An 11,970-nucleotide genomic window follows, 5' to 3' on the forward strand; every position below is an offset into this window, starting at 1 on the left:
TGGGCTGTGCGGCAGATCAGGCCGGGGAGAGTTCTGTCGTGAGGTTCGTCAGCACTCCTTCCGCCCATTCGCAGGCCGCCTCGGCCGCCGGTACGGTCCCCCCGGCATCGTGGCGTCCGTACTCGCCGACCCGGACCGCGCCCTTGGCCTCGAGGGCCTCGGTGAGGCGCTCGCTGCCTCGCGAATAGGTCTTCGTGTAGCTGGCATCGCCCATCCCGAAGACCGCGAAGCGCACTCCGGCACAGTCGACGTCGTCATCGTGGAGGCGGGCGAAGAAGTCTGCCGCCGAGCTCGGGACGTCACCGTCGCCGTACGTCGAGCACACGATGAGGTGGAACCGCGTGGGGTCGAGTTCAGTCGGATCGACCGCGGCGAGATCGGAGATGACGAGATCGTCGCGCTGGCCGAGGAACATTCCGAGCTCCTCGGCGACGAGTTCGGCATTGCCCGATTCCGTTCCGAAGAGGATCGTCAGCGGCACATCGGGAGCGAGATCGCTGCTCGTGCTCGCCGAGGCGGCCGTCAGCTGCCCGTCGAGGCTGGCATCCCGGGCCACCTCGAGCAGCTCTTCACGCGCGGTAATCTTCGACCGGCACCGTCCGAGGCCGGCGCCGAGGCGCTCGCGCAGGTCGATGCGACGCCACCCGTCGAAGTCGGTGGCCTCTTCCCGGGGGTCGAGGCCGGTGGCGCCGACGGTAATCGTCCCGGCGTCGACCTCGGCGGAGATGAGCGCGGCGAGGGCCTTCGCCTCGGTGCGCTGGTCGGGGATCGTCCCCCGACCGTTGCCCTTGAGCCAGCCGATCGCGAAGAGCCGGTCATCGATCCTGCCGTCTCCGGGGATCGGCGAGACCGGGCAGATGCCGAGCTGCCCGATCGTCGGGATGTCGCGGACGAATCCGATCGCCGAGATCACCGAGTCGACGTCGAGGTGGACGGCGGAACCGGCGACGTCGAGGTCGATGCCGGCGACGCTGGTGTCTCCGGTGATCGCCTGCGGAATCGCTCCGAACCACCAGTGGACCTCGATCGCCGCGGCGCCGCCGTCGGCGGCGACGAGATCGCGGAGGGCGTCGAGCTTCGCGTCCTTGCCCGGTGCCGTGGAATCGAGATCGACGCCGTGGAGGACATGGCGGAGGCCGCGGGTCCGGGCGAGTTCGCGGATCATCACGGGGTCGAACTTCGCCGCCGTCGCGCCCGAGCGGCCGACGACGTCTATGCGGGAGACGTCCTCGCGCATTCGGGAGTGGATGCGGTCGTCGATGTCGCTGCCTTCGAGTGCTGTGGACTCGCAGGTGAGCAGGCGGATGATGTCGACGGCGACGTTGCCCTGGCCGACGACGGCGATCCGCGCCCCGAGCCGTGGGAGGACCGCGTCAGCGAAGTCCTCGTCGGGATGACCGTTGAGCAGGCGCGTGATCCGGCCGGCTCCGTAGACGCCGTCGAGCTCGGCACCGGGGACCTCGAGCGCCCGATCGTGGGAGAGTCCGCTGGCGAGCACGACGGAGTCGTAGTTCGCCTTGAGCTCGTCGAGGCTGACGTCCCGACCGAGTTCGGTGTTGCCGATGAACCGGGCCCGCGGGTCGGCGAAGAGCTTGTCGAACTGCGTCTCGACGGACTTCGTGCCCTGGTGGTCGGCAGCGACTCCGTAGCGGAGGAGGCCGTAGGGCACGGGGAGCCGGTCGTAGACGTCGACCGCGGAGCCGGGCACCCGGCGGATGATCTCCTTCGCGCTGAAGCAGCCGGAGGGCCCCGAGCCGACGATCGCGATCCGCGGGCCCGGGCCCTTGTCCTTCTCCGTCGCCGAGGCGGTGGCGCCGGTGTGGGCGGCACCGTAGTCGGGGGCGTCGCTGGCCGAGGTCCACGTGATCGGCAGGGAGAGCATTCCGCGGAACACCCAGCCGCCGATGCGGGTCTCCCGGCTCTCGTCGATGTCGAGCCCTTTCAGGCTGTTGAAGAGCAGGGGAAGGGCCACCTCGGCGATCTCCGACCGGGCCGCCCAGTTGCCCAGGCACACGTGCACGCCCTTGCTGAAGGCGAGGTGCGGCTTGACCTCCCGGTGGATGTTGAAGGTGTGGGCGTCGGTCCAGATGCTCTCGTCCCGGTTCGCCGACAGCACGCAGATGCCCAGCTGGGCACCGGCGGGCAGCGGGGTGCCGGCGAGGACGGTGTCGTGGGTGACCTGGCGCGAGTACATGCCGATGGGGGCGATCCAGCGAATGGTCTCCTCGAACACCGTCGGCCACAGGGAGGGATCGGCCATCGCCGCGGCCCGCTGTTCGGGGTGGGTGAACATCGCGTAGGCGGCGACCCCGAGGGCGTCGCGCGGTTCGTTGAGCCCACCGCCGATGGTCATCTTGATGTTCGCGCGGATCTTCTCGATCGGCATCGTCTCCCCCGGCATCGAGAGCAGACCCGACAGCAGGGAGTCGTCCCGATGGGTGAGGTGGTATTCGAGCATCTCGTCGAGCGCGTCGTCGACCTCGTTGAACGAGCGCTCCGACTTCGCCCACACCTCAGGGTCGTCGGCGTAGTTGCCGACCCCGTCGATGAGGGTCTGCGACCAGCGCTGCATGTCGGCCTGATCGACGTTGTAGAGGCCGATCATCCGGCGCAGGGTCTCTGCGGCGTAGGGTGCGGCGAAGTCCCAGATGAGGTCCGCTCCCGTGCCCTTGTTTTTGAGGTCGGCGAGGAGGCCTTCGGCGACCTCGCGGTACATCTGCGTCCACACCCGCTTGACGTAGCCGGGCTTGAGGACGGTCTGCCAGGCACGGCGCTCGGGGTAGTGCTCGGGATCGTCGCGGCGGAGCATCGAGTGGCCCATCGCGCGGATCTGCAGCGAGCCCTTCTCGTTCGCGGAGTAGGTCTCCTGGTCGTGCTCGGTCTCACTGACCGCCTCGTAGCTCGTGATGAGGTAGCGGTTGACCGAGGGCACCCAGTGGACTCCGCCTTCGGCCCGCAGACGATCGTAGATGGGGAACGGATCGGCGTAGAGCTCCGGGATCGTCACCCAATCGGCAACCGGTGCGGTCTCGATTCCGGTCGGAGAACCGGTGTGGATCTGAGAAGTCATCGTCGTCTTCCCCCTCGACTGTGAGATGTGATGGCGTTCACTGACCAGTATGTGGAGAATGGAAGCAAAGGAAAAGCGGAATTATCCGCACATCATATTCAGGAAAAACGGAAATGCATTCTGATCAGCCCCCACGGTTCAGCCTCCGCCAGCTCTCCTACCTCCTCACTGCGGCGAGGCTGGGCACGATCTCCGCCGCCGCGGCCGAGCTCCACGTGTCCTCCTCGGCGATCTCCGATGCGATCACCGCGCTCGAACATCAGCTCGACGCCCACCTGTGCATCCGGAAGAAGGCCCACGGCCTCGTCCTCACAGCCGCCGGCCGCCAGGTTGCCGCCCGTGCTCAGACGCTGCTCGCCGAGGCGAACGAACTCGAACGCGAGCTCACCCCTGTCGACGGCGAGCTCGTCGGCCCCATCACGATCGGGTGCTATCCGACGCTGGCCCCGATGATCCTGCCCGTCCTCCTCGCCGACTTCGGCCAGCAGCATCCCCGGGTGAGTCTCGAGATCGTCGAGACGCCGCAGGACCGGCTGGCGGGAAAGCTCGAGTCGGGAGAGATCGATGTCGCCTTCGTCTACGAGACCCTGGTGCCCGGCACCCCGAACCGGGCCCGGCTCTTCGCCCAGCCGGCCCATGTCATCCTCTCCCCCGACGATCCCTTCGCCGAGGCGGAGACAGTGCGTCTCGAGGACCTCGTCGACCGGGACATGATCCTCCTGGACTCCCCTCCCTCGAGCCAGCACACGCTGACGATGTTCCACGACCGCGGGCTCGATCCCCATGTCCGGTACCGGACGACGAGCTACGAGGTCGTGCGCACACTCGTCGCCCGCGGACTCGGCTACGGCGTCCTCGTCCAACGGCAGAAGAACCCGGCCAGCTACGAGGGCTACCCGCTGCTGGTCAAGGAGATCGAACCGGCCGTCGAGCCCGTCGCCGTCGAGGTCATCTGGCCCTCCGGCGTCGAGGTGTCGGCACGGGTGCAGGCCCTCATCGACTTCGCACTCGACGTCGACTGGGATCGACGGCAGAACGGCGACAGACCCCTGCCTCAGGTGCGGGGAAACAACACCTGAGGCAGGGGTCTGTCGCGGCTGCGACCTCGCTCAGATCAAGGTCTGCTCCGGCGACCCGGACTCCTTGGACGGACGAGAGTTCGCTCCGTGGGCCACGACCGGATCGAGTGCCGGCCGACTCACCGCCACAGCCGCGAAGCCGATGACGGCGAAGACCATCCAGACCGCGGCGATGAGGTAGGCGCCTCCACCCGGGATCAGGATGAGCGCCGAGGCGACCATCGGAGACAGCCCCGCGCCCAATGCGGCGGCGAGCTGATACGCCACCGATGCCCCTGAGTACCTCACGCCGGCGGGGAACAGCTCGGAGACGAAGGCGGCGATCGGTCCGAACAGCACTCCCTGCACGATGCCGTTGCCCACGATGATCGCCACGGCGTAAGGGCCGATCTCACCGGTGACGATGAGCAGGACGAGCGGCAGCGCGAGCACGGCTGCCAGGATGTGGCCGCCGAGCAGAGCCTTCTTCCGCCCGATTCGGTCGCTGATCCGCGCCGCGATGAAGGTGACGACGAAGGTGGTCAGGGCACCGAGCGCCTTCCAGTTGAGGACCTCGGATTGGTTCTCTCCCGCGGCGACGACGACCGAGACTCCCCACACGGTGGTGAGGCCCTGGGTGATGTAGATGGTCATCGTCGCGAAGAGCCCGATGAACACCTGCCGCTTGTACTGCGCGAACACCTCGAGGACCGGCGCCTTCCTGCGATCGCTCTCCGCTTCCAGCTTCTGGAAGGCAGGCGTCTCGCTCACCTTGAGGCGGATGATGAGTCCGACGACGATGAGCACGGCAGAGAGCAGGAAGGGCAGCCTCCAGCCCCAGGCGATGAATCCGTCTCCGGTCACCGCTGCGGCCAGAGAGAGGATCAAGGTCGCGAGGATCGCGCCGAAGGGTCCTCCGGCATTGGCGAAGGCGGCAGCCAGTCCCCGGCGGTTCCGCGGAGCATGCTCGAGCGCCATCAGCGCTGCGCCGCCCCACTCGCCGCCGACTGCCACGCCCTGGATGATGCGCAGGATGAACAGCGAGATCGGCGCGATGAGTCCGATGGTCGCCGTCGGCGGCATGAGCCCGATGATCACCGTCACCGTGCCCATCATCACCATGGAGACGATCAGGGCCTTCTTGCGCCCCACTCTGTCGCCGTAGTGACCGAAGATGAGCCCGCCCAGGGGCCGCGCGAGATACCCTGCGGCCAAAGTGCTGAACGATGCGAAGAGCGAGAGCCCCGGCCCCAGATCGGCGAAGTAGAGGTGGGCGAAGACGATCGACGATGCGGTGGCATAGAGGATGAAGTCATAGAACTCGATCGCCGAACCGACGAAGCTCGAGGCCAGGATTCGGCGCATCTCGGGTGTGCGCAACGATGTCTGGAGGCCCTCGCTGTCGACAACTCCTTTGTTGTTCTCCATCGCGATCAGCTCCCGACTGCCATATCGGCGGTGGCGCTCACCTGAATGGTGTCGAGGTCGTCCGGGACGGTGAACGTGCCGTCGAAGCGCTCGGTTCCTCGTGTCCACACCGTTTCGTCGGCTGATCCCGGAACCAGATGGTGGAGTGCGAGGATTCGCGCTCCGGCCGCGTTTCCGACACGGATCGCACCGTCGACGGAGGTGTGCGACTTGTAGTGGTGGTCGCGCGAGGCGCGGCCTTCGTCGTCTGTTCGGTCGTCGTACATCCGATCGACCCATTCGAAATCGATCGCCTCGTGCAGGAGCAGGTCGGTGCCCTGGGCGAGGCGGATGAGATTCGCCGACTCGCAGGTGTCGCCCGAGATGGTCACCGAGCCGCTCTCGCTGTCGAAGCGGAAGGCGAACGCCGGTGCGACCGGCGGGTGGTCGACGAGCGTGGCGGTGACCCGGACCCGGTCGTCCTCGAAGACGACGAAGGGCTCCATCTCCGGATGCGAGTTGCCGTTCGGGTGGTAGCCGATTCCCTCGGGCACAGCGATGTCGCGCGGCTCGAACAGGACTTCGGGCGAGGGCCGAAGAGAGTCGAGCACCCGGTCGTTGATATCGGTCGCGAACGCCTCGACGATGCGGCTGAACATTCCTGAGACGCCGGGTGTCGGTGCCGCAGGTGAGACCGGACGAGGAGTGACGACCGCTCGGGCCGAGACCGGGGGAAGCGCTCCCCGATCACCCGGACCGACGAGGGGGACGGGGTCGCCGACTCGGTTCTGCAGCTCGTGCATGCCGAAGACGATGAGCGAGGGGAGATCGATCGTGTGGTCCGAATGCAGGTGGGTGAGGAAGATTCCTCCGAGATCCCCGAGGTCGAGTCCCGCCTGCCGGATCCGCCGGCCCACGCCGTGCCCCGCATCGACGAGGTAGAACCTGTCTCCGACGACCACCGCGGTGGCGATCCCGGCGCGGTCTCGCTCATCGCCTTTCCACCAGCGTGGTCCCCCTGCAGTACCCAGGGTGACGACTTCCATCGTTGAACGGTCCATCCGATAGCTCCTCTGCTTCTTTGCAATAGAAGGTTGACTCTTTAAGTATTCGGCACGAGCATCGAAAGCAAAATCAAAATATTCCCGTGGAGAACATAGGTGTTTTCGATGAAGGACATCACGCTGCGCCAGGTCGAGTACTTCCTCGCGGTGCTGGAGAAGGGCTCGGTGAGCGCTGCAGCCGATGCCTGCCGGGTGTCGCAGGCGACGGTGTCTGCGGCGTTGGGACAGCTCGAGAAGCAGCTCGGTGTGACGCTGCTGGCCAGGGGCCCGGCACGACGAGCCCAGCCGACGACGACCGGTCGGGAGTTCGGCTTCCACGCCAAGGCGATCCTCGCCTCCGTCGCCGAGGCGGTCGAATCCATCGACAATGAGGCCACCGTGCTCCAGGGGGCACTGCGGGTCGGCTGCATTCCGACCGCTGCTCCGCGGATTCTTCCGGGAGTGGCAGCGCGGTTCAGCGCCGACTATCCCGGCGTCGATGTCAGTGTCATCGAAGCTCACCCGATGACGATTCAGCACATGGTGCTCCGCGGAGAAGTCGACGTCGCCGTGCTCTACACCAAGCAGATGCAGCTCGAGGGCCTCCGGCAGCACCGCCTCGGCGACCTGCAGCTGCACGCCCTGCTCGCCCACGACCACCCGCTGGCCGCTCGCGCGGGCGTCGAGATCGCCGAACTCGTCGACGACCCGCTCATCCTCCTCGACTCCCCTCCCACTGCGGACCTCCTCCTCAGCCAGATCCGGAGTCTGGGACACGAACCGCATGTGCGGCTGCTCAGCCCCAGCGCGGAAACCATTCGCTCGATGGTGGCGATGGGACTGGGGTACTCCCTGGCGAACGCGGTGCCCCATCCCGACATCCGGTCGTTCCAGGGCATGCGCGTCGCCTATCGACCGGTCGTCGATCGCGTGTTCGCCAACACCCTTGTCGGCATCACCATGGCAGACGCTCGGATGTCGAAGAAGCTCAGCACCGTCCTCGACGTGCTGAGGTCGGTCGCCGACGAGACCGACCCGGCGAACTGGGACACCAGTCCCCGATGAGCCGACCCGGCAGCCTGGCGGACAAGACGACTGTCAGCAGTTCTCCGGAGAATCGCCGCCGACACATCCCACTACCACAGTCGTGACATCCGGTTTCCAGCCGGTAGGCTCACGACATGGCGACGTTGATCCCGGAGGACCCGGATTTCGGAAAGTCGAGCGCCGAGGCAGCGGTGTGGAAGGCGCTGAAACGGCAGCTGCCCGACACTGTCACCCTCATCCACGGCCAACGCGTGACGACCGCGACGAAGGACGTCGAAATCGACGTCCTCGTCCTCTGGCCCGGACTCGGCATCGCCGTCATCGAGGTCAAGGGCGGGCGGATCGACGTCGTCGACGGCACCTGGTACACCTACGACGCGAAGAAGCAGCGCCACCGGCTCAAGCAGTCCCCGATCGACCAGGCGATGGTCGCCAAACACGGACTCCGCCGCTTCCTGCAGCCTCGACTCTCGCGCATGCCCGGGCCCTTCATCCACTTCGCCGTTCTCCCCTACACGCAGCTCCCGGCCGATTGGGACCTGCCCGACGCGCCGCGGCGCTTCCTCGCAGACGCCACCGATATGCCCGGATTGGCCGAGGCGATCGCCGCGGCCCTCCGTCACGCCCGCATCCCCGAGCGGGATGATCCGAGCGTTCCGCTGGATGCGGTGACGAAGAATCTGCGACGCACCCATCTGGCGGTCGCCAACCTCCGCGTGCGCGCCCAGGCCATCGAAGACCGCGCCAGCCAGCTCTCCCAGGAGCAGGCGCGACTCATCCGCGTCCTCCGCCATCAGACCCGCGCCGAGATCAGCGGCGGCGCCGGCTCCGGCAAGACCTACCTCGCCCTCCGGAAGGCGCAGGCCCTGACCCAGGAGGGCAAGTCGGTCGCGCTCATGTGCTATTCGCGGGGCCTGGGCAGGTTCCTCCAGCTCGTCACCTCGGCGTGGCCCGATGCGGATCGACCCGCCTACGTCGGCCTCTTCCACGACCTGCCGGTCAGCTGGGGCGCCGAAGAGGGCAGCGACGACGACTCCGCCTACTGGGAGGAGGAGCTGCCGCGCCGCCTCCGGGAGCTCGCCGACGACCGCCCCCGCCGTCAGCTCTTCGACGCGATCATCATCGACGAGGGCCAGGACTTCAGTCCGCTGTGGTGGGAGGCCGTGGCATCGTGCCTGCGCAACCAGGCCGAAGGCACCCTCTACGTGTTCACCGACGAGCGCCAGCGCGTCTTCGGCAGGCACGGCACCTCCCCGATCACGATGAATCCCATCCAGCTCGACGAGAACCTCCGGAACTCCGAACAGATCGTCACCGCATTCTCCGGCTTCGCCACCGACCCTCCGATCAGCCGAAACGGCCCCGCGGAGGACATCGACGTCATCCCCGTCCCCGCAGATGAGGCCCTCGCCGAGGCGGACGGACAGGTCGAAGCGCTGATGGACGCCGGATGGCAACCCGGTGACATCGCCCTCCTCACCACCGGCAGCAGGCATCCGGTGCAGCGGGAGATCGTCGAGGAGGAGGGCTACCAGGCGTACTGGGATCAGTTCTTCTCCGCCGAGGCGGTCTTCTACGGGCACGTCCTCGGGTTCAAAGGGCTCGAACGTCCCGCCGTCGTGCTCTGCCTCAACGGATTCCGCGACGAATCGCGAGCGGCGGACATGATCTACGTCGGAATGTCGCGCGCGACGACGAAGCTCGTCATCGTCGGCGAGACCGGCCGCATCGACGAACTCCGCCAGTGAACGCGCCGACGACCGGGCTCCTGCTCGGCCGGATCAGGAGCCTCGGTCGCGCGTCAGCTCAGTAGTTCTCCGGCGGATCGCTGGCCGGGAACGATTCGTCGCCCCACTCCTCGACGAGCTGGTCATCATGCTCACGAGCCGCGTCGCGGGCGTCCTTCTGCGCGGACGACTCCTCGGCCGCCTCGGTGGGTTCCGGTGTCTCGGACATGATCAGTGACCTCCAATGCCAGCGAACGGATCTGCTATCTCCATCTTGCCCGGTCAGAACGGATCTGGGTACCGGGACCCCGCTCAGTCCTGTGCTGCGGTCGTTCGCGTGCCCGCGTCGACGTGGGCGGCGAGGATCCGGTAGTGCCGGTTGCGCACCGACAGCCAGACCGCTCCGAGCAGCGCGGCGAGCAGTGAGCCGAAGAGCACCCCGACCTTGACGACCTGCGCCCGCGGGTCATCGGCGCCGAAGCTGAGGTCGCCGATGAGCAGGGAGACGGTGAAGCCGACACCGGCAAGGCACGAGACTCCGACGACATCGACCCACTGCATCGTCCGGTCGAGGGAGAATCCGCGGACTCGGGTGATGAGGAAGGTCGCCAGCGTGATGCCCAGCGGCTTGCCGACGACGAGTCCGAGCATGATCCCCAGGGCGACCGGGCTGCCCAGAGACTCCGCGAGTCCCGACAGTCCCCCGACATTGACGCCGGCGGCGAAGAACGCGAAGATCGGCACCGCGATCACCGCCGACGGGATGCTCCACTTGTCGGCGAACTGCGCCGCCGGACCGTGGCCCTCGGTGCCGTGGATGCCGTCGTGCGCGTGGAAACCGCGATGGTCCCCGGTCCGCCGTCCGCCGTGGCGCTTGGCGGCCACCGGCACCATGAACCCGAGGAGGACACCGGCGATCGTCGCGTGGATCCCCGAAGCGTGGACGAGCGTCCAGGTGGCGAACGCCAGCGGGAAGAGCAGCCACCAGGCGTGGATGCCCCGCTGCACGGCGACGGCGAACGCGAGCAGGGGAAGCAGCGCCAAGCCCAGCGGCAGCCAGGAGAGGTCGTCGGTGTAGAAGATCGCGATGATGGCGATCGCCAGCAGATCGTCGACGACGGCGAGCGTGAGCAGGAACGTCCGCAGCGACGGCGGCAGGAACTTGCCGACCATCGCGATGATCGCCACGGCGAAGGCGATGTCGGTCGCCGCGGGGATCGCCCAGCCGCCCAACGCGCTGCCGCCGGAGTTGAGGTTGACGAGGACGTAGAGGAGCGAGGGGATCGCGACGCCGCCCACGGCCGCCGCGACGGGCACTGCGGCGGTCTTCGGATTGCGCAGCTTGCCGGCGACGAACTCCTCCTTGAGCTCGAGGCCGACGACGAAGAAGAAGATCGCGAGGAGACCGTCGGAGGCCCAGCTGCTCGCGGAGAGATTGAGCTTGAGCGCCTCGGGGCCGAACTTCGTCGACCGCACGGTCTCATACCAGTCGGCGGCCGGTGAGTTCGCGATGATGAGCGCCGCAGCCGTCGCCGCGAGCAGGAGGATGCCGCCGACGGCATCGTGTTTGAGCACGCGGGCGAGGCGCTCCCGCGCAGGCGGTGCGGTGACGGTGGAGGGAGTCGGATCAGTGGGGTTCGGGACAGCCGAAGACATCGGTGGGGTCGCTTTCGCAGAGGTGAGCAGAGAACGCGAGTGCGCGACGATCCGGTGTGCGGTCAGCTCTGCCGAGCGGAAGAGATGCGGATGCGCGCGGTCAGCGCCGTGGCGGCGGGCAGCCGGCGATCTCACCGTGGGCGTTCGTGCCCCACGAGCTCATCCACCCGTTCGTGCCGTTCGACAGCGTCGTCACGATCTTCGCCTTCGGGAAATCGGCAGCACGAGCTGCTTCGAGACGGGACGCGACGGAGTAGGGCACCGTTCCACCCTAGCGAGTCGCCCGACCCGGTTCCAAACGGTTCGGCATCTGGACTCGTCCTCGTGCTAGCGTGCTGGCATACCTCCAGCGCCCACGAGAACAGGGAGAATCGATGACGGTCTCAACCGCCGACCTCTGGGATGAACGAGGTCCCGAGCTCTACTCGATCGCACTGAACTTCACCGACTTCGGGGACAAGGTCGCGTTCTCCGGTGCGGCCCGGACCGTGCGGTGCTTCGAGGACAACGCCCTCGTCAAGACGGTGCTCTCCCAGCCCGGCGACGGTGCCGTCCTCGTCATCGACGGCGGCGGCTCGATCGCCACGGCGCTCATGGGCGACATGATCGCCGGGCTCGCGATCGACAACGGCTGGGCCGGTGTCGTCATCAACGGTGCCGTGCGCGATCGCGAGGTCCTCTCGACCCTCGACATCGGCATCAAGGCGCTGGCGAGCAATCCTCGCAAGAGCGGCAAAACGGGCGCGGGCGACCACGACGTCACCGTCGAGTTCGGCGGTGCGACGATCCGCCCCGGCGCCATGGTCTTCGCCGACGCCGACGGAGTCGTCGTCGACCGCTGACGACCAGACATCCGATCTCAGCCCCCGCACTGCCCTCGAGCATCTCCGGCGCTGCGCGCCTCGCGCACTCCCACCTCGGCGAGCCATTCCGCACAGCACACCCTTGACCACTTAAACATC

Annotated in this window: 10 protein-coding genes; 4 read left to right on the forward strand and 6 right to left on the reverse strand. The window is 67.4% G+C overall.

Annotated features, from left to right (window positions below):
• Window positions 1–16 precede the first annotated feature (16 nt).
• Window positions 17–3,070, reverse strand: coding sequence for a cytochrome P450 (locus J9315_RS11435; RefSeq protein ID WP_211977894.1), 3,054 nt, complete (start codon window positions 3,068–3,070; stop codon window positions 17–19).
• Between the two features lie 113 nt (window positions 3,071–3,183).
• On the opposite strand from J9315_RS11435, the gene J9315_RS11440 reads away from it, so the two are divergent.
• Window positions 3,184–4,149, forward strand: coding sequence for a LysR family transcriptional regulator (locus J9315_RS11440; RefSeq protein ID WP_211977895.1), 966 nt, complete (start codon window positions 3,184–3,186; stop codon window positions 4,147–4,149).
• Window positions 4,150–4,179: 30 nt separating this feature from the next.
• Here J9315_RS11440 and J9315_RS11445 read toward each other — a convergent pair whose 3' ends face one another.
• The gene (locus J9315_RS11445) at window positions 4,180–5,493 is read right to left on the reverse strand and encodes an MFS transporter (RefSeq protein ID WP_249120892.1); all 1,314 of its coding nucleotides are present in this window, start codon (window positions 5,491–5,493) and stop codon (window positions 4,180–4,182) included.
• Window positions 5,494–5,561: 68 nt separating this feature from the next.
• Window positions 5,562–6,596, reverse strand: a complete 1,035-nt coding sequence (locus tag J9315_RS11450) for an MBL fold metallo-hydrolase (RefSeq protein WP_211977897.1) — start codon at window positions 6,594–6,596, stop codon at window positions 5,562–5,564.
• A 108-nt stretch (window positions 6,597–6,704) separates the two neighbouring features.
• Between J9315_RS11450 and J9315_RS11455 the strand changes: the two genes are divergently transcribed.
• Together J9315_RS11455 and J9315_RS11460 are read left to right on the forward strand one after the other, a co-directional pair.
• Window positions 6,705–7,643, forward strand: coding sequence for a LysR family transcriptional regulator (locus tag J9315_RS11455; RefSeq protein WP_211977898.1), 939 nt, complete (start codon window positions 6,705–6,707; stop codon window positions 7,641–7,643).
• A gap of 116 nt (window positions 7,644–7,759) precedes the next feature.
• Window positions 7,760–9,373: an NERD domain-containing protein gene (locus J9315_RS11460; RefSeq protein WP_211977899.1), complete on the forward strand. Its 1,614-nt coding sequence runs from the start codon at window positions 7,760–7,762 to the stop codon at window positions 9,371–9,373.
• Window positions 9,374–9,431: 58 nt separating this feature from the next.
• On the opposite strand, the gene J9315_RS11465 is transcribed toward J9315_RS11460, so the two are convergent.
• The 3 genes from J9315_RS11465 to J9315_RS11475 all read right to left on the reverse strand — a co-directional run bounded on the left by J9315_RS11465 (window position 9,432) and on the right by J9315_RS11475 (window position 11,270).
• On the reverse strand, window positions 9,432–9,581 hold the full coding sequence (locus tag J9315_RS11465; RefSeq protein WP_211977900.1) for a hypothetical protein: 150 nt from the start codon (window positions 9,579–9,581) through the stop codon (window positions 9,432–9,434).
• 83 nt (window positions 9,582–9,664) lie between these two features.
• Window positions 9,665–11,008 carry a Na+/H+ antiporter NhaA gene (nhaA, locus tag J9315_RS11470; protein WP_211977901.1) on the reverse strand — a complete coding sequence of 448 codons (1,344 nt, stop codon included), beginning with the start codon at window positions 11,006–11,008 and terminating at the stop codon, window positions 9,665–9,667.
• 100 nt (window positions 11,009–11,108) lie between these two features.
• The gene (locus J9315_RS11475) at window positions 11,109–11,270 is read right to left on the reverse strand and encodes a hypothetical protein (RefSeq protein WP_198501040.1); all 162 of its coding nucleotides are present in this window, start codon (window positions 11,268–11,270) and stop codon (window positions 11,109–11,111) included.
• A 112-nt stretch (window positions 11,271–11,382) separates the two neighbouring features.
• Between J9315_RS11475 and rraA the strand changes: the two genes are divergently transcribed.
• Window positions 11,383–11,850, forward strand: coding sequence for a ribonuclease E activity regulator RraA (gene rraA, locus J9315_RS11480; RefSeq protein ID WP_211977902.1), 468 nt, complete (start codon window positions 11,383–11,385; stop codon window positions 11,848–11,850).
• The last annotated feature ends 120 nt before the right edge of the window (window positions 11,851–11,970 follow it).

The sequence above is a fragment of the Brevibacterium sp. W7.2 genome (assembly GCF_018137945.1).
GTDB lineage: Bacteria > Actinomycetota > Actinomycetes > Actinomycetales > Brevibacteriaceae > Brevibacterium > Brevibacterium sanguinis.